24 protein-coding genes are annotated in these 22,597 nt (G+C 71.5%); 7 read left to right on the top strand and 17 right to left on the bottom strand.

Going from position 1 to position 22,597, the window contains the following annotated elements; translation table 11 throughout:
- Nucleotides 1-47 precede the first annotated feature (47 nt).
- From BJ975_RS08990 to BJ975_RS09000, 3 genes are read left to right on the top strand one after another with little or no spacing between them, the layout of a single operon-like run.
- Nucleotides 48-578 carry a GNAT family N-acetyltransferase gene (locus BJ975_RS08990; RefSeq protein WP_179425051.1) on the top strand — a complete coding sequence of 177 codons (531 nt, stop codon included), beginning with the start codon at nt 48-50 and terminating at the stop codon, nt 576-578.
- Nucleotides 575-1,267, top strand: a complete 693-nt coding sequence (locus tag BJ975_RS08995) for an AzlC family ABC transporter permease (protein ID WP_179425052.1) — start codon at nt 575-577, stop codon at nt 1,265-1,267. The genes BJ975_RS08990 and BJ975_RS08995 overlap by 4 nt, the downstream gene beginning before the upstream one ends.
- Nucleotides 1,260-1,571: an AzlD domain-containing protein gene (locus tag BJ975_RS09000; RefSeq protein WP_179425053.1), complete on the top strand. Its 312-nt coding sequence runs from the start codon at nt 1,260-1,262 to the stop codon at nt 1,569-1,571. The genes BJ975_RS08995 and BJ975_RS09000 overlap by 8 nt, the downstream gene beginning before the upstream one ends.
- Before the next feature lie 6 nt (nt 1,572-1,577).
- Here the strand turns inward: BJ975_RS09000 and dapB are convergent, their stop codons facing one another.
- The 15 genes from dapB to hppD all read right to left on the bottom strand — a co-directional run bounded on the left by dapB (nt 1,578) and on the right by hppD (nt 18,201).
- The gene (dapB, locus tag BJ975_RS09005) at nt 1,578-2,324 is read right to left on the bottom strand and encodes a 4-hydroxy-tetrahydrodipicolinate reductase (RefSeq protein WP_179425054.1); all 747 of its coding nucleotides are present in this window, start codon (nt 2,322-2,324) and stop codon (nt 1,578-1,580) included.
- Nucleotides 2,325-2,334: 10 nt separating this feature from the next.
- Entirely contained in the window at nt 2,335-3,408 is a 1,074-nt protein-coding gene (locus tag BJ975_RS09010) for an ABC transporter ATP-binding protein (RefSeq protein ID WP_179425055.1), read from the bottom strand.
- Nucleotides 3,405-4,409, bottom strand: a complete 1,005-nt coding sequence (locus BJ975_RS09015; RefSeq protein ID WP_179425056.1) for a LacI family DNA-binding transcriptional regulator — start codon at nt 4,407-4,409, stop codon at nt 3,405-3,407. The genes BJ975_RS09010 and BJ975_RS09015 overlap by 4 nt, the downstream gene beginning before the upstream one ends.
- The gene (locus BJ975_RS09020) at nt 4,406-5,764 is read right to left on the bottom strand and encodes a GH1 family beta-glucosidase (RefSeq protein ID WP_179425058.1); all 1,359 of its coding nucleotides are present in this window, start codon (nt 5,762-5,764) and stop codon (nt 4,406-4,408) included. The genes BJ975_RS09015 and BJ975_RS09020 overlap by 4 nt, the downstream gene beginning before the upstream one ends.
- Nucleotides 5,761-6,657, bottom strand: coding sequence for a carbohydrate ABC transporter permease (locus tag BJ975_RS09025; protein WP_179425060.1), 897 nt, complete (start codon nt 6,655-6,657; stop codon nt 5,761-5,763). The genes BJ975_RS09020 and BJ975_RS09025 overlap by 4 nt, the downstream gene beginning before the upstream one ends.
- 1 nt (nt 6,658) lies before the next feature.
- Entirely contained in the window at nt 6,659-7,561 is a 903-nt protein-coding gene (locus BJ975_RS09030; RefSeq protein WP_179425062.1) for a carbohydrate ABC transporter permease, read from the bottom strand.
- A gap of 92 nt (nt 7,562-7,653) precedes the next feature.
- Nucleotides 7,654-8,940: an ABC transporter substrate-binding protein gene (locus BJ975_RS09035; protein ID WP_218845803.1), complete on the bottom strand. Its 1,287-nt coding sequence runs from the start codon at nt 8,938-8,940 to the stop codon at nt 7,654-7,656.
- Nucleotides 8,941-9,225: 285 nt separating this feature from the next.
- Complete coding sequence (locus BJ975_RS09040) at nt 9,226-11,442, bottom strand: polyribonucleotide nucleotidyltransferase (RefSeq protein ID WP_179425066.1); 2,217 nt, start codon at nt 11,440-11,442, stop codon at nt 9,226-9,228.
- 235 nt (nt 11,443-11,677) lie between these two features.
- On the bottom strand, nt 11,678-11,932 hold the full coding sequence (rpsO, locus tag BJ975_RS09045) for a 30S ribosomal protein S15 (protein ID WP_179425074.1): 255 nt from the start codon (nt 11,930-11,932) through the stop codon (nt 11,678-11,680).
- Nucleotides 11,933-12,097: 165 nt separating this feature from the next.
- Nucleotides 12,098-13,030 (bottom strand): bifunctional riboflavin kinase/FAD synthetase, encoded by a 933-nt coding sequence (locus BJ975_RS09050; protein ID WP_317628311.1) that lies wholly within the window; start codon nt 13,028-13,030, stop codon nt 12,098-12,100.
- A gap of 33 nt (nt 13,031-13,063) precedes the next feature.
- On the bottom strand, nt 13,064-13,948 hold the full coding sequence (locus BJ975_RS09055) for a phenylalanine 4-monooxygenase (RefSeq protein WP_179425078.1): 885 nt from the start codon (nt 13,946-13,948) through the stop codon (nt 13,064-13,066).
- Nucleotides 13,949-13,968: 20 nt separating this feature from the next.
- Nucleotides 13,969-15,117, bottom strand: coding sequence for a fumarylacetoacetase (gene fahA, locus BJ975_RS09060; protein ID WP_179425080.1), 1,149 nt, complete (start codon nt 15,115-15,117; stop codon nt 13,969-13,971).
- A complete protein-coding gene (locus BJ975_RS09065; protein ID WP_179425082.1) occupies nt 15,114-15,827 on the bottom strand; it encodes a hypothetical protein in 714 nt (237 codons plus the stop codon). The genes fahA and BJ975_RS09065 overlap by 4 nt, the downstream gene beginning before the upstream one ends.
- Nucleotides 15,812-16,990 carry a homogentisate 1,2-dioxygenase gene (locus BJ975_RS09070; RefSeq protein WP_179425084.1) on the bottom strand — a complete coding sequence of 393 codons (1,179 nt, stop codon included), beginning with the start codon at nt 16,988-16,990 and terminating at the stop codon, nt 15,812-15,814. The genes BJ975_RS09065 and BJ975_RS09070 overlap by 16 nt, the downstream gene beginning before the upstream one ends.
- 11 nt (nt 16,991-17,001) lie before the next feature.
- Complete coding sequence (gene hppD / locus BJ975_RS09075) at nt 17,002-18,201, bottom strand: 4-hydroxyphenylpyruvate dioxygenase (RefSeq protein ID WP_179425086.1); 1,200 nt, start codon at nt 18,199-18,201, stop codon at nt 17,002-17,004.
- Between the two features lie 118 nt (nt 18,202-18,319).
- On the opposite strand from hppD, the gene BJ975_RS09080 reads away from it, so the two are divergent.
- From BJ975_RS09080 to BJ975_RS09095, 4 genes are all read left to right on the top strand, one after another.
- Complete coding sequence (locus tag BJ975_RS09080; RefSeq protein ID WP_179425088.1) at nt 18,320-18,811, top strand: Lrp/AsnC family transcriptional regulator; 492 nt, start codon at nt 18,320-18,322, stop codon at nt 18,809-18,811.
- Between the two features lie 62 nt (nt 18,812-18,873).
- Nucleotides 18,874-19,194 (top strand): hypothetical protein, encoded by a 321-nt coding sequence (locus BJ975_RS16750; protein WP_179425090.1) that lies wholly within the window; start codon nt 18,874-18,876, stop codon nt 19,192-19,194.
- A 21-nt stretch (nt 19,195-19,215) separates the two neighbouring features.
- Nucleotides 19,216-20,598, top strand: coding sequence for a sensor histidine kinase (locus tag BJ975_RS09090; RefSeq protein ID WP_179425092.1), 1,383 nt, complete (start codon nt 19,216-19,218; stop codon nt 20,596-20,598).
- 1 nt (nt 20,599) lies between these two features.
- Nucleotides 20,600-21,259, top strand: coding sequence for a response regulator transcription factor (locus tag BJ975_RS09095; RefSeq protein ID WP_179425094.1), 660 nt, complete (start codon nt 20,600-20,602; stop codon nt 21,257-21,259).
- 6 nt (nt 21,260-21,265) lie between these two features.
- Here the strand turns inward: BJ975_RS09095 and BJ975_RS09100 are convergent, their stop codons facing one another.
- Both BJ975_RS09100 and BJ975_RS09105 read right to left on the bottom strand, forming a co-directional pair.
- Nucleotides 21,266-22,126, bottom strand: coding sequence for a serine/threonine-protein kinase (locus tag BJ975_RS09100; RefSeq protein WP_179425096.1), 861 nt, complete (start codon nt 22,124-22,126; stop codon nt 21,266-21,268).
- The gene (locus BJ975_RS09105) at nt 22,126-22,569 is read right to left on the bottom strand and encodes a hypothetical protein (RefSeq protein WP_179425098.1); all 444 of its coding nucleotides are present in this window, start codon (nt 22,567-22,569) and stop codon (nt 22,126-22,128) included. Before BJ975_RS09105 ends, BJ975_RS09100 begins: the two co-directional genes overlap by 1 nt.
- Between the last annotated feature and the right edge of the window lie 28 nt (nt 22,570-22,597).

Consider the following 22,597-nt stretch of genomic DNA (forward strand, 5'->3'; position numbering starts at 1 on the left):
CGAGTCGGGCCATCGCCCTACCGTGGCTTGTCCAAGGCGGTGGCTCGATGAGTGCTGACGTCTCCGTGCGGCTGGCGTGGCCGGACGACGCGGCGCGGATCGCGGCGGTCCAGCGCGCCCACTGGGAGCGCGCGTACGGCGAGGTCGTCGACCCGGCCGAGCTCGACGCGCTCGACACCGATGAGATGGCGCAGCGGTGGGCGCAGCTCATCACCGCGCCCCGTGACGCGCGCATGCGCACCCTCGTCGCGCTGGAGCGCGCCACGGTGCGCGGCTTCGCCCTGGTGCACCCGTGCCACGACCCTGACGCCGACCAGGTGCGCGACGCCGAGATCGGCGAGTTCGTCGTCGACGCCGAGCACCTCGGCCAGGGCCACGGCTCGCGCCTCCTGCACGCGTGCGTCGACACCGTGCGCGCCGACGGCTTCAGCCGCGCGGTGTGGTGGGTCTCCCCCGCCGACGACGCCCTGCGGGCGTGGCTGCTCGACGCCGGGTGGGCCGCCGACGGAGCCCATCGCGAGTTCGCCGGCGCCACCGGCCCACTCAAGCAGGTTCGACTCCACACCACGCTGACGTGAGCGACGAGACCAGCGACCGGCAGGTCGTCGCCGACTCCCTCGGCGTGGGGATCGGCGTCGGGCTCTACGGCGTCTCCTTCGGCGCGCTCGCCACCACGAGCGGCCTGTCCGTGCTGCAGGCGTGTGCGCTGTCGCTGCTGGCGTTCACGGGCGCGTCGCAGTTCGCCTTCCTCGGCGTGGTCGCGGCGGGCGGCGCCCCGCTCACGGGCGCGCTGACCGCGGTGCTGCTGGGCGTGCGCAACACCTTCTACGGCATCACGCTGGCGCCGATCCTGCGGGTCAAGGGCCTGAGACGGCTGGGCACGGCCCACGTGGTGATCGACGAGTCCACCGCGATGTCGGTCGTGCGCGACGACCCGCGCCAGGCCCGGCTGGGCTTCTACTGGACCGGACTGTCGATCTTCGCGGTCTGGAACCTCATGACCCTCGTCGGCGCCGTGGCGGGCGAGCGGATCGGCGACCCACGCGCCATCGGACTCGACGCCGCGGTCGCCGCCGCGTTCCTGGGCCTGCTGTGGCCGCGACTGGACTCCACGGCCGCCCGGCTGCTGGCGCTGCTGGCCGCCGCCGTGGCCCTCGGGCTCGTGCCCTTCACCCCTCCGGGCGCCCCGATCATCATCGGCGGCGTCGTCGCCGTGCTCGTCGGCCTGACGTTCGTCCCCACCACCGCGCGAGGCGCCGATGACTGAGATCTGGTGGGGCGTGCTGGCCGTCGCCGTCGGCTGTTACGCGCTGAAGCTGCTGGGCCTCTCGGTTCCCGAGCGCGTGCTGGAGCACCCGCTCACCGTGCGCGCGGCGGCATTCATCCCGGTGGGGCTGCTCGCGGCACTGGTCGCCGTGCAGGGGTTCAGCACGGGCTCCGAGGTCGTGGTGGACGCCCGCGTCGTCGGTCTCGGCGTCGCCGCCGTGCTGCTGTGGCGCAAGGTGCCGTTCCTGCCGATGCTCATCGCCGCGGCCGCGGCGACCGCGCTCGTGCGACTCGTCGCCGGCTGAGCGGCCTCACTCCAGGCCGAGCACCTCGTCGAGCCCCACCGTGACGCCGGGGTGCGACGGGATCCAGCGGAGCGCGGCGACCACGCCGGGCATGAACGACTCACGGCTCGACGAGTCGTGGCGGATGCTGAAGATCTCGCCGGGGTCGCCCAGCACGACCTCCTGCGAGGCGATGAAGCCCCGCGCGCGGACCGCGTGCACGGGAATGCCCTCGACCTTGGCGCCGCGGGCCCCGTCGGGGTCGGTGGTGGTGGCGTCGGGCAGCGGGTCCGACCCGGCGTCGCGTCGCGCCTGCGCGATGACCTCGGCCGTGCGGACCGCCGTGCCCGACGGCGCGTCGACCTTGTCGGGGTGGTGCATCTCGATGACCTCGACCGACTCGAAGAAGGGCGCCGCCTGCGCCGCGAAGCGCATCATCAGCACGGCGCCGATCGAGAAGTTCGGGACGACGATGACGCCGACGCCCGACCGCCCGTCGACGAGCTCGCGCAGCCGTGCCACCTGGTCGTCCCCGAAGCCCGAGGTGCCGATGACGACGTGGATGCCGCGCTCGAGGCACCAGCGCGCCTGGTCGAAGGCGACGTCGGGCGTCGTGAAGACGAGCACGGCCTCCGCGTCCGCCTCGACGACGGCCTCGAGGTCGTCGCCCACGTCGATGCCGGCCACCAGGTCGAGCCCTTCGGCCGCCTCGATCGCCGCCGCCGACGTCGATCCCATCCGGCCCTTCGCACCCAGCACCGCCACGCGTGTCATGGCCCCGATGCTATCGACCGATCCGCAGGCCCGTTCGGGGGTCGAAGTGGTGGACCTGCTCGGGGTCGAGGACCGCCAGGTGCGAGGGCGTGCCCTTCACCGGAGGGTTGCGCCAGTCGGTGCGTGCCACCACCGGAGTGCTGACGCCGTCGGCACGCCCGTAGAGGTAGGCGTCCGAGCCCAGCTCCTCGACGACGTCGACGACGATCGGCAGGCCCTGGTCCGAGATCGCGAGGTTCTCGGGGCGCACGCCGACGACGATCGAGCTGCCGCTGGCGCCGAGCAGCGCCTGCCGCGGCACCGCGAGGTGCGTCGTGCCGAAGGCCACTCCCCCGTCGCTGATCGGCAGCTCGAGCAGGTTCATCGCGGGCGAGCCCATGAAGCCCGCGACGAAGAGGTTCACCGGACGGTCGTACAGCTCGCGCGGGGCCGCCACCTGCTGCAGGACGCCGTCCTTGAGCACCGCGACGCGGTCGCCCATCGTCATCGCCTCGACCTGGTCGTGGGTGACGTAGACGGTGGTGGTCCCGAGTCGTCGTTGCAGGGCGGCGACCTGGGTGCGGGTCTGCACGCGCAGCTTCGCGTCGAGGTTCGACAGGGGCTCGTCCATGAGGAACACCTGCGGCGACCGGACGATCGCGCGCCCCATCGCCACCCGCTGGCGCTGGCCGCCGGAGAGCGCCTTCGGCTTGCGGTCGAGGAAGTCGGTGAGCCCGAGCAGGTCGGCGGCCTCGGCCACGCGGCTGCGGATGTCGGCCTTGGAGACCTTCGCGATCCGCAGGGCGAAGCCCATGTTCTCGGCGACCGTCATGTGCGGGTAGAGGGCGTAGTTCTGGAACACCATCGCGATGTCGCGCTCCTTGGGCGGCACCCGCGTGACGTCGCGGTCGCCGATCAGGATGCTGCCCGCGTCGACGTCCTCCAGCCCCGCCAGCATGCGCAGGGTCGTGGACTTGCCACAGCCCGAGGGCCCGACCAGGACGAGGAACTCCCCGTCCTTGACCTCGAGGTCGATGTGGTCGACCGCGGGACGCTCCTGGCCCGGGTACACGCGGGTGGCCCCGTCGAAGACGACGGCGCTCATGCGGTCTCACCCGCCTGCAGCACGGCCGGGAGGACGACCGACCGCGGCTCGGCCGAGGGGTCGTCGATCCGGCGGGCCAGCACGTCGACCGCCGTCGCACCGAGCTCGGCGAGCGGCTGGTGCACGGTGGTCAGCACCGGCGTCGAGGCGGCCGCGGCCGGCGATCCGTCGAAGCCGACGATCGCGACGTCCTCGGGGACCCGCAGGCCCCGCCGACCCAGCTCGCGCAGCGCGCCGAGCGCCATGACGTCGTTCGCGGCGAAGATCGCGTCCACGTCGGGGCGCCGCTCCACCAGGGCGGCCGCGCCGCTCACGCCGCTGGCGTCGCTGAAGTCGCCCGCCTCGACGAGCTCGTCGTCGAACGGCAGTCCGGCGGCCTCGAGCGCCTCGCGGTAGCCGGCGAGGCGGTCGCGGCCCGATGCGAGGTCCTGGGGGCCGGTGATCGTGGCGATGCGGCGCCGCCCGCGCGAGGCGATGTGGTCCACGGCCTGACGCGCACCGCCGACGTTGTCGACGTCGACGAAGCACGCACGCGGGTCGCGCGGCCGGCCGACGTGCACGATCGGCAGGTCGGGGCTCTCGGGCAGGCTCAGCGCGTCGTGCATCGAGACCACCATGACCCCGTCGACGTGCTGGGGCGTAAGGAACTGGCCGAGCCGTGCGAGGTGGGACTCGTCGGGGACCATCGAGAGCACGAGGCGCCGCGAGGTCTCGTCGACCGAGCGCGAGATGCCTCGCACCAGGCCGGCGAAGAACGGCTCGGCGAACACGCGCTCCTCGTCCTCGGCGATGACCAGCGCGACCGTGTCGGTGCGTCGGGTCTTCAGGGCGCGCGCGGCTTGGTTCGGCACGTAGCCGAGCTCGCGGACGGCGCGCTCCACGGCGTCGCGGGTGTGGGGCGACACGTGCTCCGAGCCGTTCACGACCCGGGACGCGGTGCCGCGCCCGACCCCGGCGAGCCGGGCCACTTCCTCCAGCGTCGGCTGGCGGCTGTCAGTCATGCCCTCTCCTTCGTGCTGCTCGCCCGCGCGAGCTCGGCGAACCAGCGTGCGCTGGCCTTGGGGGTGCGGACCAGGGTGTCGAAGTCGACGTGGACGATGCCGAACCGCTTCGCGTACCCCTCGGCCCACTCGAAGTTGTCCAACAGCGACCACGCGAAGTATCCCCGGACGTCGACGCCGTCGTCGACCGCGTCCGCGAGCGCCTCGAGGTGACCGGCGACGAAGTCGATGCGGTCCTGGTCGTCGATCGTGCCGTCACGGACCTCGAGGTCGTCGAAGGCCGCGCCGTTCTCGGTGATGTAGATCGGGATCGACGGGTAGTCGCGGTGCACCTGTCGCAGCACCTCGCCGAGCCCTGCGGGGTCGATGTCCCAGCCGGACGCGGTCTTGGGCCACTCGCGGTTCACGAAGTCGACCTCCGAGGCACCGGGCCACGGCGACGCCGCCACGACGTGCCGCGAGTAGTAGTTGATGCCGAGGAAGTCCAGCGGCGCCGCGATCACGGCGAGGTCCTCGGCACGGATCGCCTCGGTGCCACCGACGCCCGCGACGTCCTCCAGCACGTCCTGCGGGTAGCGACCGAGCAGCACGGGGTCGAGGAACCAGCGGTTCATGAGCCCGTCGATGCGCCGCGCGGCGTCGTCGTGGCGGCCCGTGTCGTCGGCCGGGGACACCGCGTAGAGGTTCAGCGTGACCCCGACGCGCGCCTCGGGACGCCCCTCGCGCAGCCGCGGCACGGCCAGTCCGTGCGCCAGGTGCAGGTGGTGCGACGCGGCGAGCGCCGCGGCGGGCTCGGTGCGACCCGGCGCGTGGATCCCGGCGCCGTAGCCGAGGAAGGCCGCGCACCAGGGCTCGTTCGTGGTGGTCCAGCTCCGCACGCGGTCGCCCAGCGCGTCGGCCACGATCTGCGCGTAGTCCGCGAAGCGCTCGGCGGTGTCGCGCACGGGCCAGCCGCCGGCGTCCTCGAGCGCCTGCGGGAGGTCCCAGTGGAACAGGGTCGGCCACGGCTCGAGCCCGGCCTCGAGCAGGCCGTCGACGAGCCGGTCGTAGAACGCCAGGCCGCGCGGCTCGACGCGTCCGCTGCCCTCGGGCTGGACGCGCGACCACGAGATCGAGAAGCGGTAGGCGTCGAGGCCGAGCTCGCGCACGAGTGCGACGTCCTCGGGCCACCGGTGGTAGTGGTCGACGGCGACCTCGCCGGTGTGCCCGTCGAACGTGCGACCGGGCTGCGCGGCGAACGTGTCCCAGATCGACGGACCGCGTCCGTCCTCCTTCACGGCCCCCTCGATCTGGTACGCCGAGGTGGCCGCGCCCCACACGAACCCGGGGTCGAACCGCTGGCTCAGAGCGCTCATGACTTCAGTCCGCCTTCCATGATGCCGCCGACGATCTGGCGGCCGAACACGATGAACACCAGGACGAGCGGCAGGGTGCCCATGAGCGTCCCGGCCATGACCAGCGCCTGGTCGGTGTAGTACCCGCCGGACAGGCGCGAGAGCGCGACCTGCACCGTGGGGTGGTCGATGTCGAGGGAGATGTACGGCCACAGGAAGTCGTTCCAGCGCTCCATGAAGGTCAGCAGGCCCAGCACCGCGGCGGCCGGACGCAGCGCCGGGAACACGATCGACCAGAAGATCCGGAACGTGGAGGCGCCGTCGACGCGCGCGGCCTCGATCAGCTCGTCGGGGATCGCCTGCGAGGCGTACTGGCGCATGAAGAACACACCGAAGCCGCTCACCAGGAAGGGCAGCGTGACCGAGGCCAGCCCGCCGGCGAGGCCGAGCTTCGTCATCAGCATGTACAGCGGGATCAGGCCCAGCTGCACCGGCACCATCATCGTGGCCACGACGATCACGAGCAGGACGTTGCGGCCGCGGAAGCGCAGCTTGGCGAACGCGAAGCCCGCGAGCGCGGAGGTCACCACGACCGAGATCGTCGCGACCGTCGCCACCAGCAGCGTGTTGAGCAGCGCCTCGGCGAACTGGACGTCGGCGTTGGCGAAGACCCGCTCGATGTTCGTCGCCAGCTGGTCGCCGGGCAGCAGCGGCGGCGGGATGCCCAGGATGTCGCTGTTGGCGCGCGAGGCCATGACGACCATGAAGTACAGCGGCGCGGCGGACAGCAGCACCACGAACGCGAGCGCCACGTACATCAGCGGCGAGGCGCCGGTGACGCGGGAGGTCACGGGCGGTCGGTCCGCCGGCGGGATGACCAGGGTGGAGGCGCCGGCGCGCGTGCTCAGGCTCATGTCAGTCCGCCGATCGGATGCGCCGCAGGAGCAGCAGGTTGATCGCCGCCACGACGGCGATGATGAGGAACAGGACCCAGGCGATGGTGGACGCGTAGCCGAACCGCTGGCCCGTGAAGGCCTGCTGGACCAGGTACATCGCCAGGGTCTGGAACTGGCCGCGGTTGCCGCCGGAGATGGCGTTGGCACCGGAGTTGAACAGCAAGGGCTCGGTGAACAGCTGGATGCCGCCGATCGTGGCGATGATCGTCACGAAGATCAGGGTGGGCCGCAGCATCGGCACGGTGACCGACCAGAACTGCCGCCAGGCCGAGGCGCCGTCGATCCGGGCCGCCTCGTAGAGCTCCTTCGGCACCGACTGCAGGGCCGCGAGCAGGATCAGCGCGTTGTAGCCGGTCCAGCGCCAGTCGACCATCGTCGCGATCGCGAGCCACGACGACCAGCGGTGGGCCCGCCAGTCGATGTTCTCGACACCGAACAGGCCCAGGAACCAGTTGGCGATGCCGTAGTCGCGGGCGAAGATCAGGCCGAAGATGATGCCGACGGCGGCGACCGAGGCCACGTTCGGCAGCAGCACGCCCATCCGCCAGAAGGTGCGCGCCCGCAGCCGCGTGTTGAGCATCTGGGCCAGCACCGTGGCCAGCACCAGTTGGGGCACGGTGGCGAGCACGAAGATGCCGAAGGTGTTGACCAGGGCCCGCCAGAAGGCGGTGTCGCCCATCAGCTCGCGGTAGTTGTCCAGGCCGATGAACTCGACCTTGCCGGCCAGCAGCGTCCACTCGTGCATCGACACCCAGGCGGTGTAGACGAGCGGGAACAGGCCGAACACCGCGAAGACGACGAAGTAGGGCGAGACGAACGCGAGGCCGGCGCCCTGCTGCCGTGCGAGTCGCTTGGTTGCCATGGCTGATCCTCTCCGATCTCGGTGTCCGAACAGGGGCAGCCGGTGTCCGCGCCTTGGAGGAACGCGCGGACACCGGCCGCGTCAGGGGTGCGTCAGCGTGCGGCCTTCTCGGCTGCGGCTGAGGCGTCGTCCCAGCCCTGGGCGGGCGGGACCTCTCCGTTCTCGACACTGCGCAGGGCGTTCTCGACCGCGTCGCGGACGGGGACGTTCTTGGTGCCGAGGAAGACCGGCTCGAGCTGCTCGGCGCCGGCCACGAACAGCTGGCCGATGGGCGCCTCGTTGAAGTACGCGTTGGTGGCGTCCTTCAGCTCGGGCTGGTCGTACAGGGCCGGCAGGGAGGGCAGGCGTCCCTCGGCCTCGAAGGCGAGCATCTGGCCCTCCTCGTCGCTGAGGTACTCGATCAGCTCGAGCGCCATCTCCTGGTGCTTGCTGGTCTGGGGCACCGCGAGCCACGAGCCGCCCCAGTTGCCCCCGCCGCCGGGCACCGTGGCGATGTCCCACTTGCCGGCGTTCTCCTCGCCCGACTGGTCCTTGATGTAGCCGGTCATCCAGGCGGGGCAGGCCACGGTGGCGAACGAGCCGTTCTTGAAGCCCGCGTTCCACTCGTCGCTGAACGCCTTGAGCTGCGCGGACAGGTCGGCCTCGGTGATCTCCACCGCGTAGTCCCACGCCGTCTTCACCGCGGGGTTGGTGTCGAACACCAGGTTCTCCTCGCGGTCGAAGTAGGTGTGGTCGCCCTGCTGCATGAGGATCGAGTTGTAGGTGTTCGTCGAGGAGTCGATGAACCCGACCTTGTCGTCGCCGATGCCGGACTGGAACTTCTTGCCCGTGGCGATGAAGTCGTCCCACGTGGGCCAGAGCTTGCCGACCTCCTCGCGGTCGGTGGGCAGTCCCGCCTTCTCGAACAGGTCACGGCGGTAGCACATGGCCAGGCCGCCGACGTCTGTCCCGTAGCCGATCGTGGTCTTGCCGTCGCCGGTCGTGGCCTTGTCCCACACCCACGGCAGCCAGCGGTCCTTGAGGTCGTTGCCGCCCTTCTCCTGCAGGTTCACGAACTTGTCGGTGGCCGCGAGGAAGGCGACCGTCTGGCCCTCCTCGATCGCGACCACGTCGCCCGCGTCGCCGCCGGCGGCGATCTGCTGCGTGAGCTTGGTGTTGTACTTGCCGAGGTCGCCCTCGGCCGTCTCCACGATCTTGACGCCCGGGTGGGCCTCTTCGAACTTCTTGTACGCCTCGGTGTAGCCGAACTTGCCGAACAGGTTCACCCGCAGGGTGATGTCGTCCCCGTCCTCGCCCGAGTCGCTCCCGCCGCAGGCGGCCAGGCCACCCAGGGCGACGACAGCGGCAAGGGAGGCGGCGATCCGTCGTGTGCGATTCAACGTCGTGCCTTCCGTCAGTCCCCCACCCGTCATGGGAGCGCTCCCATGCAGTGTGGTCCGCGTCACACGCTGCTGTCAAGAGAATTTTGGGAGCGCTCCCAAACTCGCGGCGAAGCCGCTCGGTTGTGACGCGTGAGCGGTGACCTGTGAACCCCAAAGGGGCCGGGATGGGTTGATGTTCCACCGCGACCTGCCGGGAAGGGTTGACGGCTCACCGCTCCTCCACCGAACGGGACGAGGCCCCGCACCTCTCGGTGCGGGGCCTCGCGGGGTCGAGCGTGACGATCAGGCGTCGGTGGACTCCTGCGCCTCCTCGGCGGGCTCGTCGGCCTTCTCCACGACCGGGACCAGCGACAGCTTGCCGCGGTCGCCGACCTCGGCGATCTGGACCTGGATCTTGTCGCCGACCTTGACGACGTCGTCGACGTTGTTCACGCGCTGGCCGCCGTTGAGCTCACGCAGCTTGCTGATGTGCAGCAGGCCGTCCTTGCCCGGCAGCAGCGAGACGAACGCGCCGAAGTCGACCGTCTTGACGACCGTGCCGAGGTAGCGCTCGCCGACCTCGGGCATCGTCGGGTTGGCGATCGCGTTGATCGCGGCCTTCGCGGCCTCGGCCGCGTCGCCGCCCTCGGCGCCGATGAAGACGGTGCCGTCGTCGTCGATCGAGATCTTCGCTCCGGTGTCGTCCTGGATCTGGTTGATCATCTTGCCCTTCGGGCCGATGACCTCGCCGATCTTGTCGACCGGGACCTTCACCGTGATGATCCGCGGAGCGTAGGGGCTCATCTCGTCGGGCTCGCTGATGGCCTCGGCCATGACGTCGAGGATCGTCTGCCGCGCGTCGTGCGCCTGCTGCAGGGCACCGGCCAGCACGTCGGCGGGGATGCCGTCGAGCTTGGTGTCCAGCTGCAGGGCGGTGACGAAGTCACGCGTGCCGGCGACCTTGAAGTCCATGTCGCCGTAGGCGTCCTCGGCTCCGAGGATGTCGGTCAGCGTGACGAACTGCTGCTCGCCGTCGACCTCACCGGAGATCAGGCCCATGGCGATGCCGGCGACCGGGGCGCGCAGCGGCACACCCGCGTTCAGCAGCCCCAGGGTGGACGCGCAGACCGAGCCCATCGAGGTGGAGCCGTTGGAGCTCAGCGCCTCGGAGACCTGGCGGATCGCGTACGGGAACTCCTCGCGCGAGGGCAGGACGGGCAGCAGGGCCCGGCCGGCGAGCGCGCCGTGGCCGATCTCGCGACGCTTGGGCGAGCCCACGCGTCCGGTCTCACCGGTGGAGAACGGCGGGAAGTTGTAGTTGTGCATGTAGCGACGCGTCGTCTCGGGCGAGAGCGTGTCGAGCTTCTGCTCCAGGTCGAGCATGTTCAGCGTCGTGATGCCCATGATCTGGGTCTCGCCACGCTGGAACAGCGCCGAGCCGTGCACGCGCGGGACCACGCCGACCTCGGCGGACAGGGCGCGGATGTCGGCCAGACCGCGGCCGTCGATGCGCACCTTGTCGCGCAGGACGCGCTCGCGCACGAGGGACTTGGTCAGCGAGCGCAGCGCGGCGCCGAGCTCCTTCTCGCGACCCTCGAAGCGCTCGCCGAGCTGCTCGACGACGTTTGCCTTGATCTCGGACTCGCGCTCCTCGCGGTCGGCCTTGCGGACGATCGTCAGGGCCTCGGTGAGGTCGGCGGTCGCGATCTCGCGGACGGCCTCGTACGCGTCGTCCTCGTAGTCGAGGAAGACCGGGAAGTCCTGGACCGGCTTGGCGGCCGCGGACGCGAGCTCGACCTGGGCCTCGCACAGCTGACGGATGGCCACCTTGGCGGCCTCGAGGCCACCGGCGACGATCGTCTCGGTGGGCGCCTGGACGCCCGACTGGACGAGCTCCCACGTGTTCTCGGTGGACTCGGCCTCGACCATCATGATCGCGACGTCGTCGCCCGCGATGCGGCCCGCGACGACCATGTCGAACACGGCCTCCTCGAGCTGGCTGTGCGTCGGGAACGCGACCCACTGGCCGTCGATCAGCGCGACGCGCGTGGCGCCGACGGGACCGGTGAACGGCAGGCCCGAGATCTGCGTGGACGCCGAGGCGGCGTTGATCGCCAGGACGTCGTAGGGGGTGTCGGGGTTGAGGGCCAGGACCGTGATGACGACCTGGACCTCGTTGCGCAGGCCCTTCTTGAAGGTCGGGCGCAGCGGACGGTCGATCAGGCGGCACGTGAGGATCGCGTCCTCGCTGGGGCGGCCCTCACGGCGGAAGAACGAGCCCGGGATGCGACCCGCGGCGTACATGCGCTCCTCGACGTCGATCGTCAGCGGGAAGAAGTCGAAGTGGTCCTTGGGGTGCTTGCCGGCCGTGGTGGCCGAGAGCAGCATCGTGTCGTCGTCGAGGAACGCCGAGACCGAGCCGGCGGCCTGCTGGGCCAGCAGACCCGTCTCGAGACGGATGGTGCGGGTACCGAATCGACCGTTGTCGATCACGGTCTCCACGGAGGTGATGTCGGACATGTGTGTCCCTTCTGCAGGGGAGCTCCCCTGCTCGTCGGGACGAGGACGGCTGCGCCGGAGCGGTCCGCATACAGGACCCGGGCCGGTGCCGGTCTTCGATCGAGGCCCGCGGCGCCCGAGGCTCCGAGGGCCACTACCGAGGACCGAGCAGTCGCCGGCCTCGTCGTGGGTTCTTCTTCAGTTGTGGTGCATGCGGAACGGGCGGCCATCCCCGTAGGGATGACCGCCCGCGTCCTCAGCGGCGCAGACCGAGACGCTCGATGAGCGAGCGGTAGCGCTCGATGTCGTTGTTCTGCAGGTAGTTCAGCAGGCGGCGACGCTGGCCGACCAGCAGGAGCAGGCCACGACGGCTGTGGTGGTCGTGCTTGTGCTCCTTGAGGTGCTCGGTCAGGTGCGAGATGCGGCCCGTGAGCAGCGCGATCTGGACCTCGGGGGATCCGGTGTCGCCCTCAGCGGTCGCGTACTCGGCGATGATGTCCTGCTTCGACATGTTTGCCACCGTGGGGGCAGCGGTCTTCTTCGACACGTTTCTCCTTGGAGTGTCCGTTGCACGGCGCGCCCGGGCCTGTTCACCGGGGCACTCTCTGTCCGTGGCCGTTCGACGGCAACCATCAGGGTACCAGCGCGGGCACGACGGGTGCCAATCGCCACACGGTCAGGAGCGCAGGGCCACGCGGGCGTCCGCGACGTCGCGGTGCATCTGCTCCACGAGCGCCTCGAGCGTCGTGTACGCCACCATCTCGCGCAGCCGCGCGACGAATTCCACGCGCACGCGCGAGCCGTAGAGGTCGAGGTCCTCGCGGTCGAGCACGTAGGTCTCCACGCGGCGTCCGCGGACCCCCTCGAAGGTGGGGTTGGTGCCGACCGAGGTGGCGCCGGGCAGGCGCGTGCCGTCGGGCAGCAGCAGTCGCGTGGCGTAGACGCCGTCCGGCGGGACCGCGTAGGTGTCGTCGACCGGCACGTTGGCCGTGGGGAACCCCAGCTCGCGACCGCGGCGGTCTCCCTCGACGACGACCCCTTCGACCTCGTGCGGGCGGCCCAGCAGCACCGTGGCCTGCTCGACGTCACCCGCGGCGACGGCGGCGCGCACGCGCGTGGACGAGAAGGCCTCGGCGTCGCCCGCCAGGGCGGACTCCTGCGCGGTGAAGCCGTGGGCGCGCCCGGACTCCGCGAGCGACTCGATCGAGCCGGAGGCCCGGCTGCCGTAGCGGAAGCCCTCCCCCACGACGACCGCCCGGGCGTGGCACTGGTCGAGCACGACGGCCCGCACGAACTCGTCGGGCGACCAGGCGGCCATCTCCCGTGAGAAGTCCAGGACGCGCACGTGGTCGGCGCCGTGCTCGTGCAGCAGCTCGATCCGGCGCTCCAGGGTGGTCAGCCGGGCCGGCGCGCGGTCGGGCGCGAAGATCGCGACCGGGTGCGGGTCGAACGTGATGGCGAGGGTGGCGACCTCGCCGGCGACCGCGCGCGTGGCGGCCAGCAGGGCCTGGTGTCCGCGGTGCACGCCGTCGAAGTTGCCGATCGTCACGGCCGTCGGCTCGGACACCGAGGTGTCGGGAGCTCCCTCGACCGCCTTCCAGATCGCCACGGCGTCACTTTGCCACATGGCGCCCCGGCGTTCTCAGGCAGCGAGCCTCAGCGCGGCGATCGAGTCGTCGGTGCACGTGTCCCAGAAGCCGCCCACCACGTCCTGCACCTGCCCGAAGGACGACGCCGCGAACAGCACCTCCTGGTAGTGCGTGATGTCGTAGTCGGTGGTGCCCATGTCGGCCAGGTCGAGCGGCCGGATCGTCATCTGGCGGAACTCCTCGATCTCGCCGGGGCTCGACAGGATGCCCGCGCCGTACGCCTTCAGCCCGTCGGTCTCGTGCACGACGCCGAACTCGAGCGTGAACCAGAAGACCTTGCTGACGAACTCGAGCGCCTCGTCGGACTCCACCCGTCGAGCGGCGGCGCCGGCGGCCTCGTAGAGGTCGGTGAAGCGGCGGTCGGCGAGCGTGTTGCCGTGGCCCACGACCTCGTGCAGCACGTCGGGCTCGGGCGTGTAGAGCGGGACCGAGTGGTGCCGCACGTACTGCGTCGCCCAGAACCTCTTGTCGGCCAGTGCGCCGTAGAAGTCGCGCAGCGGCACCAGGCCGGCCGCGGGCTGGTACGCGAAGCCGGTCAGCGGCGCGAGGGCCTCCGACAGCTCGTGCAGCTGCGGCACGTGGTCCTCGGGCAGGCCGAACGCCTCCTTGCCGTCCAGGTACTCACGGCACGCGTAGGTGCGGTGCTTCGCGTGCAGGTCCGCGCAGACCACGCGCCACACCTCGTGCTCCTCGTCGGTGTAGTCGATGAGCGGCGCCGGATCGCCGGGCTGCCACTGCGCGGCGGCGGTGGCGATGCGGTCGCGCCGCTCCCGGTAGACCGGGTCGTCGAGGCCGGGGTGGCCCTCCCCCAGCTCCACGGACACGCTGCCGTCGCCCTTCTTGACGACGGGTGCGAAGTACTGCCCTTCCTCGAACATCTCGCTCCTCCCCGTGGCCGTCAGGCCACGATCCCCTCGACCTCGCCCAGCGGCAGGGTTCGGCCGTCGTGTGTGCGGGCCACCGCAGCGATGACGACGCGGTCGCCGTCGCGCAGGAAGCCGCGCTCGGAGCCGTCGTCGAGCCGCAGCGGCTCGGTCCCGTTCCAGGTCAGCTCGAGCAGCGAGCCCACCTGGTCGCGCTCGGGTCCGCTCACCGTGCCCGAGGCGAACAGGTCGCCCGGGCGCAGCGACGCGCCGTTCACGGTCAGGTGCGCCAGCATCTGCGCCGGCGTCCAGCCCATCGTCCGGAACGGTGGTCGCGCCACGACCGTCCCGTTGACGGCGACCTCGAGCTCGAGGTCCAGTCCGTGTCCCGCCGGCAGCAGGTAGTCCTGAAGGTCCGCCTCGGGCCGTGGTGGATCGATCCGCGCGTCCGCGAGCGCCTCCCAGGGCACGATCCACGCAGAGACCGACGTCGCGAACGACTTGCCCAGGAACGGGCCGAGCGGCACGTACTCCCACGCCTGGATGTCGCGCGCCGACCAGTCGTTGACGAGGCAGACGCCGAACAGGTGGTCCTCGGCGCGGCCGATCGGCACCGACTCGCCCAGGGCCGTGCCGGTGCCGACGACGAAGCCGACCTCGGCCTCGATGTCGAGCCTCGCGCTCGGCCCGAACGAGATCGTGCCGGCCGCGGACCGCACCTGGCCCGAGGGCCTCCGGACGGGCGTGCCCGAGACGACGACCGTGCCCGCGCGGCCGTGGTAGCCGATCGGCAGGTGGTTCCAGTTCGGCGTCAGCGGCTCGCCGTCGGGACGGAAGATCCGGCCGACGTTCGTCGCGTGGTGGCGCGAGGCGTAGAAGTCCACGTAGTCGGCCACGGTGAAGGGCAGGCGGAGCTCGACGCCCGACGCGTCGCGCACCTCCGGGGAGCCCGAGACGTGCTCGAGGAGGGCGGTCCGGACGACCGACCACGTCTCGCGGTCGGTCGCCAGCAGCGCGTCGAGGGTGCCGGCGGCGAACAGGGGGGCCAGGTCCGGCAGCAGCGCCGGGGCGAGCCCGGTCAGGTCCAGCACGCCCTCGCCGACGCCCACGCCCACCCGCGGTCCGTCGAGATCGTCGGCGGTGAAGCTGCAGTACGGCAGCGTCGTCGTCCCGAAGTCCGTCATCGCAGCAGGCCCAGCGCGCGCAGGTGGCCGAGCGGCTCGTCGATGCTGCACGTGCCCACCGAGCGGAACAGCCGGCGCGCCTCGCCCAGTGACTCGAGGTCGAGGTCGTCCGCCGCCGCCGTGAGCAGCGGGACGGGGTCCTGGCCACGATGCGCCGCGACGACCGCCGCCATGACGTTGACGAAGCCGTGGGCGCCGTCGTGCGCGATCGCCGCGTGCAGGCCGGCCGTCAGCTTGAACGGCCGGCCGTGCTCGACGCAGTGGACGATCGCGGTCCCGAGCTCCTCCGGGGTCGGCACGTACGCGCCCCCGCAGCGCAGCTTCAGCACCGCCCCCGGAGGAACACGGAACCCCGCTCCCCAGGGCATCTCGACCGCGATCTGGTGCACCGGCAGGTCGGGCAGGAGGTGGATCGGTCCGCGCACCTCGGCCGCGACCGGCTCGACGGGCGTGCCCATCAGCGCGCGGAGCGCCGGTGCGAGCTCCTCCGCGGTGCCCACCACCGAGACGCGCACCGGACGGACCGCCGCGTCGAGAAGCGCTGGCAGGCGTGGGACGTCGCACACGAGCGGTCCCACGTGCACGCCGTCCCCGGCTCCGGCGCGCGCCAGGTGGTCCTTGACCGCGACGTCCACGGGCGCGTCGCCCGGCGGGAAGATCGCGGCGTCGTCGAAGAACGCGTCGAACGCCGCCGTCACGAGCGCCCCCACGACAGGTGGTAGACGCCGTCGTCCACCGCGCGGCCGCCCTCGCCCAGTTCGAGCGGTCGGAACGTGTCGACCATGACGGCCAGCTCGTCGAAGGACTCGGCACCCAGGCTCGCCTCGATCGCCGAGGGCTGCGGGCCGTGCGAGTGCCCGCCCGGGTGCACCGAGATCGAGCCCTTGCCGATGCCCGAGCCCTTGCGCGCCTCGTAGTCGCCGTCGACGTAGAACATGATCTCGTCGGAGTCGACGTTCGAGTGGTAGTACGGCACCGGGATCGCCAGCGGGTGGTAGTCGACCTTGCGCGGCACGAAGTTGCAGATGACGAAGTTGTTCCCCTCGAACACCTGGTGCACCGGCGGCGGCTGGTGGACACGGCCGGTGATCGGCTCGAAGTCGGCGACGTTGAACGCGTAGGGGTACAGGCAGCCGTCCCACCCGACGACGTCGAACGGGTGCCGGGGCACGACGTGCACCGACCCCGAGAGCCCGCCCGGGCCCGAGCCACGGTGCTTCACGTAGACCTCGACGTCGGTCTCGTCGCGCACCTCCGGCTGGCCGGGTCCACGCAGGTCGCGCTCGCAGTAGGGCGCGTGCTCCAGCAGCTGGCCGTAGCGCGAGAGGTAGCGCTTCGGCGGACCGATGTGGCTGTTCGCCTCGATGCAGTAGGCGCGGACGGGGCCGTCGGGCACCCAGCGGTGCGTCGTCGCGCGCGGCACCAGCAGGTAGTCGCCCGGCCCGAACGCGAGGTGCCCGAACACGGTCTCGAGCACGCCGCTGCCGGCCTCGACGAAGACGCACTCGTCCCCCGTGGCGTTGCGGTAGAGCGGTGAGGCCTCGGCGCCCACCGCGTACGAGATCCGCACGTCGCCGTTGCCCAGCACGAGCCGCCGGCCGCGCACGAGGTCGCGCTCGGCGTCGGTGAACAGGTCGTGCAGCTTGAGGTGCCGCGGGAGCAGGGGCTCGTTCGGCGTCGTCGCCTGGTCGGGCAGCTGCCACGTGCGCGCCTCGACGATCGCCGAGGGCACGCCCACGTGGTAGAGCAGGGAGGAGTCCGAGCTGAAGCCCTCCTCCCCCATCAGCTCCTCGCGGTAGAGCGAGCCGTCGGGCGCCCGGTGCTGGGTGTGGCGCTTCGGCGGGACCAGCCCCGCGCTGCGGTAGTGGGCCATGTCCGACCGTCCTAGAAGTTCCCTCGCCGGGCCTGCTCGCGCTCGATCGCCTCGAACAGCGCCTGGAAGTTGCCCTTGCCGAAGCCCAGCGACCCGTGGCGCTCGATGAGCTCGAAGAAGACCGTGGGCCGGTCGCCGACGGGCTTGGTGAAGATCTGCAGCAGGTAGCCGTCCTCGTCGCGGTCGACGAGGATGCCGCGACGCTGCAGCTCCTCGATGGGCACGCGGACCTCGCCGATCCGCTCCCGCAGCGCGGGGTCGGTGTAGTACGAGTCGGGCGTGTCGAGGAACTGGACGCCGGCGTCACGCAGCCAGTCGACCGTCGCGAGGATGTCGTTCGTGGCCAGCGCCAGGTGCTGGGCGCCCGGGCCGCCGTAGAACTCCAGGTACTCGTCGATCTGCGACTTCTTCTTGCCCATCGCGGGCTCGTTGAGCGGGAACTTCACGCGGTGGTTGCCGCTGGCGACCACCTTGCTCATCAGGGCGCTGTACTCCGTGGCGATGTCGTCGCCGACGAACTCGGCCATGTTGGTGAAGCCCATGACCCGGTTGTAGAAGTCGACCCACTCGTCCATGTGGCCCAGCTCGACGTTGCCGACGACGTGGTCGAGCGCCTGGAAGATGCGCTTCGGCGCGCCCTCGGGACGCTTCATCGTGGACGTCCGCTCGACGTAGCCGGGCAGGTAGGGGCCCGAGTAGCGGCTGCGGTCGACCAGCGAGTGGCGCGTCTCCCCGTACGCGGCGATCGCAGCCATCCGCACGGTGCCGTGCTCGTCGCTGACGTCGTGGGGCTCCTCGAGGATCGTCGCGCCCTGCCGCCGCGCCTGCTCGACGCACGTGTCCACGTCGGGCACCTCGAGGGCGATGTCGACGATCCCGTCGCCGTGGCGACGGTGGTGGTCCAGCACCGGGCTCTGCGGATCGACGCCGCCCTTCAGGACGAAGCGGACCGCGCCGCTGGCCAGCACGAACGCGTGGTGGTCGCGGTTGCCGGTCTCGGGGCCGGAGTAGGCCACGAGGTCCATCCGGTAGGCCGACATGAAGAAGTGCGCCGACTGCGTCGCGTTGCCGACGTTCCACACGATCGCGTCCCAGCCGGTCACCGGGAAGGGATCGGTCGAGGGGTCGTGCTCGACGAGTCCGACGAGCTGCTGGAGCTGCTCGAGGTCGAGGTGGGCGAGGCGTTCGGCATCCGTGAGGTCGAGGCTCATGTGACTCAGGACACACCCACGGTGCCGAGTGGGCAACCGGCTCACGTGGAGGTGGTCATACCTGTCATTCAGCGCAGGAAGGACGGCCGCGAACTGGTCAGATTGCTAGGCTCAGGTCATGTTGGACCGATTGGACGTCGCCCTGATCGACGCGATGCACACCCACCCCCGTGTCGGCGACCTCGAGCTGTCGCGCCTCCTCGGCGTCGCCCGAGCGACCGTGCAGTCCCGGCTGCGCAAGATGGAGGAGGCCGGCGTCATCACCGGCTACGCGCCCGACATCGACCTCGCCGCCGCCGGCCACCCCGTGCAGGCCTTCGTGACCCTGCAGATCGTGCAGGGCTCGATCGCCGACGTCACCGAGGAGCTCGAGTCGCTGCCCAACGTGCTGGAGGCGTTCATCACCAGCGGCGACGCCGACATCGTCTGCAAGATCGCCGCCACCTCGCACGAGGACCTCAAGGACACGCTGCTGCACATCAGCGGCTCGGGCTCCGTGGCCCGCACCAGCAGCGTGATCGTGCTGTCCGAGCTGGTGCCCGCCCGCGTGCTGCCGATGCTGCGCAAGGGTGCCGTCGATCCGCCGCCGCGCGCGCCGGCGTTCCGGTGAGCGGGCACGGACTCTCATCGAGACCTCATTCGCATCGGCGCCGGAACCGCGAGAATGGGAGCATGTCCCCCCGCTCCATGCTCGTCGCCGGCCTGCTCGGCGCCGTCGTCCTCGTCCTCGGGGGCGTGCTCGTCGGCCGGCTGAGCCCGGCGCAGGGATCCGACGGCACGGTCGAGCCGGTCGTCATCGACCCCTCCGCCGTGAGCGAGACCGTCGACCCGACGCCCACGCCCAGCCCGACCCCCAGCCCCACGCCGACCACCGCGACGCCGACGCAGCCCGAGCCCAGCCAGGTGAAGCCCTCGCCGCGCCGGGTGGACGACGACGATGATGATGACGACGATGACCTCGACGACCGTGACGACCCCGATGACGACGACTGAGTCGCGCCGGCGGAGCCGGGCGTGGTGAGGCCGGGCCGGCCCTCGTTCTCCGTCCGCAGTCGCCTGATCGCCGCGATCGGGCTGCTCGTCGGAGCCGCGCTGCTGGCCGCCGGCGTCTCGATGTGGGTCGTGGAGTCGCGCCGGATCGACCAGAGCATCGACGCCGCCATCAGCCAGGAGTTCGCCGAGTTCCGCACGGCGTTCGCCACCGAGCCGACCGTCGGGGCCGACGCGCGGCTGTCGGAGTTCCTGGCACGCACGCTGCCCGACGACGGCGAGATCGTCTGGATGTTCCCCACGACGGGTGGCCCGTCGTACATCGGCGACGCCGACCGCAACCTGCTCGACTCGCCCCGGTTCTCCGCGCTCGTCGAGGACCTGCGCGCGACGGGCGGCCTGCGCGACTTCACCGCGGGTGGCGAGCGCTACCGGGTGGGTGTGCTGCCGGTGCAGCAGGGTGATGCCGCCGCGGCGCTCGTCGTGACCCGCGACCGGACCGAGGCCACGGAGCAGCTCAACGACCTGCTCATCACGTACGCGCTCGTCGGCCTGCTCGCGCTCGTGGTGGTGCTGGCCGCGTCGTCCTGGCTCGCCGGACGCCTGCTGCAGCCCCTCAGCCGGCTGCGCGACACGGCCCGCGACATCAGCGCGGGCTCCCTGGACGAACGGCTCGAGGTCACCGGACACGACGACCTCACGGACCTCCAAGTCACCTTCAACGACATGCTCGACCGGCTGGAGGCCGCCTTCTCCACCCAGAGGCAGATGCTCGACGACGCCGGCCACGAGCTGCGCACGCCACTGACCGTCCTGCGCGGCCACATCGAGCTCATGGACCCGGACGACCCGGCCGAGGTCGACGAGACGAAGGCGCTGCTGCTCGACGAGATCGACCGCATGTCGCGCCTCGTGGACGAGCTGCTCGTGCTGGCCAAGGCACGACGTCCCGACTTCATCCGGCTCGAGCCGGTCGACCTCCAGACCTTGGGCGAGGGCGTCGCCGCCCGCTCACGAGCGCTCGCCGACCGGGACTGGCGCACCGATCTGTCCGCGGTGGGCGAGGCCATGCTCGACGGCCAGCGCATCACGCAGGCGCTGCTCCAGTTCGCCGACAACGCCGTGCGGCACACGCAGGACGGCGACACGATCACGATCGGCTCCGGCGCGACCTCGAGCTCGATCGAGCTCTGGGTGGCCGACACGGGCCCCGGCGTGCCGACCGAGCTGCGCGACGAGATCTTCGACCGCTTCACCACCACCGGCTCGCACGACGGCTTCGGCCTCGGCCTGTCGATCGTGAGCGCGATCGCCGAGGCGCACGGCGGCACGGTCGTCCTCGACGATCCGCCCACCGGCTCGGGGGCCGTGTTCCGGCTGCGCCTGCCGAGGGTGCAGGATCGGTGACATGAGCCGGATCCTGGTGGTCGAGGACGAGGAGCGCATCGCCTCCTTCGTCGCCAAGGGCCTGCGCTCCGAGGGCTTCACGCCCACCGTCGTCGCCGACGGGATCACGGGGCTCGACTACGCGCTCAGCGGCGAGTTCGACCTCATCGTGCTCGACATCGGCCTGCCCGGCATGGACGGCTACACGGTCCTGCGGCGGCTGCGCGAGGAGCGCTCGACGCTCCCGGTCATCGTCCTCACGGCGCGCGACTCCGTCACCGACACGGTCGCGGCGCTCGAAGGCGGCGCGGCCGACTACATGAGCAAGCCGTTCCGCTTCGCCGAGCTGGTCGCGCGGGTGCGCCTGCGGCTGCGCACCACCACCGAGACGGTCGTGAGCGAGGACCTGTCGGCCGGAGACGTGCGACTCGACGTCCGCAGCCGACGCGCGTTCGTCGGCGACCGCGAGGTCGATCTGTCGGCCCGCGAGTTCGCCCTCGCCGAGGTGCTGCTGCGCCACCGCGGCCAGGCCCTGTCGCGCGAGCAGCTGCTCTCGCACGTGTGGGGGTACGACTTCGACCCGGGCTCGAACATCGTCGACGTCTACGTCGGGTACCTGCGCAAGAAGCTCGGCCCGGAGCTCGTCACCACGGTGCGTGGCGTCGGCTACCGGGCCGGCTGAGCGCGCTCAGCGACGCAGGCTGAAGCCCGCGAGACGCGCCGAGGGCAGCGCCGCGAGCAGGGGCTCGATCCGCTCCACGAGCTCGACCGTCGTGGGCCGGTCGGCGGGGTCGAACGCGAGGCACTCCATCACGAGATCGCGCACCGGCGCCGGGACGAACTCCGGCATCGGCGCGGGCGGGGTGCTCAGCTGGGGCCAGCGGTCGTCGCCGCCGAAGCGCCAGGCCCGGTGGCCGACCGCCGCGCGGTACAGCGTCGCGCCGATCGACCAGACGTCGGCAGCCGGACCGATCGGCCCGTGCGTGACCGGGTCGCACTGCTCGGGCGGCATGTACTCGTCGCTGCCGACCGGGTAGTCGAGCGCGGCGGCGGTGTCGAGGTCCAGCGTGAGGCTCAGGTCGATGAGCTTCGCCGGCGCGCCCATGATGACGTTGCTGGGCTTCACGTCGAGGTGCAGCAGGCCACGGGCGTGCAGGTAGTGCACTCCCCCGGCGAGCTCGAGCGCGAGCGGCAGCAGCTGGTGCAGCTGCACGGGACCGTCGCGGAAGATGAGGGCCGACAGCGTGGGGCCGTCGAGATGCTCCTGGACGAGGTACGGGCGCTCGGCGCCGTCGTCGAAGTCGTAGAGCCGCACGATCGACGGGTGCGCCAGCTGCGACAGCACCTCGATCTCGCGCAGGGTGCTCGCCACCGCGTCGGCGTCGCCGATCAGCTCGGGTCGCAGGATCTTCACGACGACGGGCGCCAGGCGCGACTCGTCGTACGCGAGCCACACCTCGTGGTGGACGCCGCCGCCGAGCTCGGAGAGCCCGACGAGCCCCGGCGGCAGGTCTGCCGCCGGGGTGCCGGACGCTGCGGGGGTGGGCATCAGTTGGTGCCGCGCGTGTTGGCGGACTGCTTCGACGCGACGGTCTGCTTGCTCGGCGCCGTCTGCTTCGACGGGGCGCTCGGGCGCGACTGCTTCGTCTGCACCGTCTGGCGCGACGGGGCGCTCGGGCGGGTCTGCACCGTCTGACGCGACTGCACCGTGTGGGCCGTCGGGTCGTCGGCCCCGGCGGTCGCCGAGGTCGTCTGCGCCGACACCGTCGTCTTCAGCGTGTTCTGCGTCGGGTCGGCGGTGGGGTCGGCCGTCGGCTCGGGATCCGGCGTGGGCTCGTCGTCCACCGTGGTCACCACGCTGCTGGTGGCGTCCTCGCGCTTGGCCGGGTCGGTCTGCCCGCCCACGGCCGCCTGCGCCACGACGACGCCTCCGGTCGTCAGGGCGATCGTTCCGGCCAGGGTCGCGATGCCGGTGCGCACTAGGTTGTTCATGCATCCTCCTCGAGTGTCGTTGCCTCCA

The organism is Aeromicrobium tamlense, assembly GCF_013408555.1.
GTDB classification, from domain to species: domain Bacteria; phylum Actinomycetota; class Actinomycetes; order Propionibacteriales; family Nocardioidaceae; genus Aeromicrobium; species Aeromicrobium tamlense.

What these genes read in the sequence shown, in the direction of transcription:
- BJ975_RS08990 (WP_179425051.1), top strand. Translation starts at nt 48, where the DNA reads ATGAGTGCTGACGTCTCCGTGCGGCTGGCGTGGCCGGACGACGCGGCG.
- BJ975_RS09000 (WP_179425053.1), top strand. Translation starts at nt 1,260, where the DNA reads ATGACTGAGATCTGGTGGGGCGTGCTGGCCGTCGCCGTCGGCTGTTAC.
- dapB (WP_179425054.1), bottom strand. Translation starts at nt 2,324, where the DNA reads ATGACACGCGTGGCGGTGCTGGGTGCGAAGGGCCGGATGGGATCGACG.
- BJ975_RS09010 (WP_179425055.1), bottom strand. Translation starts at nt 3,408, where the DNA reads ATGAGCGCCGTCGTCTTCGACGGGGCCACCCGCGTGTACCCGGGCCAG.
- BJ975_RS09015 (WP_179425056.1), bottom strand. Translation starts at nt 4,409, where the DNA reads ATGACTGACAGCCGCCAGCCGACGCTGGAGGAAGTGGCCCGGCTCGCC.
- BJ975_RS09020 (WP_179425058.1), bottom strand. Translation starts at nt 5,764, where the DNA reads ATGAGCGCTCTGAGCCAGCGGTTCGACCCCGGGTTCGTGTGGGGCGCG.
- BJ975_RS09025 (WP_179425060.1), bottom strand. Translation starts at nt 6,657, where the DNA reads ATGAGCCTGAGCACGCGCGCCGGCGCCTCCACCCTGGTCATCCCGCCG.
- BJ975_RS09030 (WP_179425062.1), bottom strand. Translation starts at nt 7,561, where the DNA reads ATGGCAACCAAGCGACTCGCACGGCAGCAGGGCGCCGGCCTCGCGTTC.
- BJ975_RS09040 (WP_179425066.1), bottom strand. Translation starts at nt 11,442, where the DNA reads ATGTCCGACATCACCTCCGTGGAGACCGTGATCGACAACGGTCGATTC.
- rpsO (WP_179425074.1), bottom strand. Translation starts at nt 11,932, where the DNA reads ATGTCGAAGCAGGACATCATCGCCGAGTACGCGACCGCTGAGGGCGAC.
- BJ975_RS09055 (WP_179425078.1), bottom strand. Translation starts at nt 13,948, where the DNA reads ATGTTCGAGGAAGGGCAGTACTTCGCACCCGTCGTCAAGAAGGGCGAC.
- fahA (WP_179425080.1), bottom strand. Translation starts at nt 15,117, where the DNA reads ATGACGGACTTCGGGACGACGACGCTGCCGTACTGCAGCTTCACCGCC.
- BJ975_RS09070 (WP_179425084.1), bottom strand. Translation starts at nt 16,990, where the DNA reads ATGGCCCACTACCGCAGCGCGGGGCTGGTCCCGCCGAAGCGCCACACC.
- hppD (WP_179425086.1), bottom strand. Translation starts at nt 18,201, where the DNA reads ATGAGCCTCGACCTCACGGATGCCGAACGCCTCGCCCACCTCGACCTC.
- BJ975_RS09080 (WP_179425088.1), top strand. Translation starts at nt 18,320, where the DNA reads ATGTTGGACCGATTGGACGTCGCCCTGATCGACGCGATGCACACCCAC.
- BJ975_RS16750 (WP_179425090.1), top strand. Translation starts at nt 18,874, where the DNA reads ATGTCCCCCCGCTCCATGCTCGTCGCCGGCCTGCTCGGCGCCGTCGTC.
- BJ975_RS09095 (WP_179425094.1), top strand. Translation starts at nt 20,600, where the DNA reads ATGAGCCGGATCCTGGTGGTCGAGGACGAGGAGCGCATCGCCTCCTTC.
- BJ975_RS09100 (WP_179425096.1), bottom strand. Translation starts at nt 22,126, where the DNA reads ATGCCCACCCCCGCAGCGTCCGGCACCCCGGCGGCAGACCTGCCGCCG.
- BJ975_RS09105 (WP_179425098.1), bottom strand. Translation starts at nt 22,569, where the DNA reads ATGAACAACCTAGTGCGCACCGGCATCGCGACCCTGGCCGGAACGATC.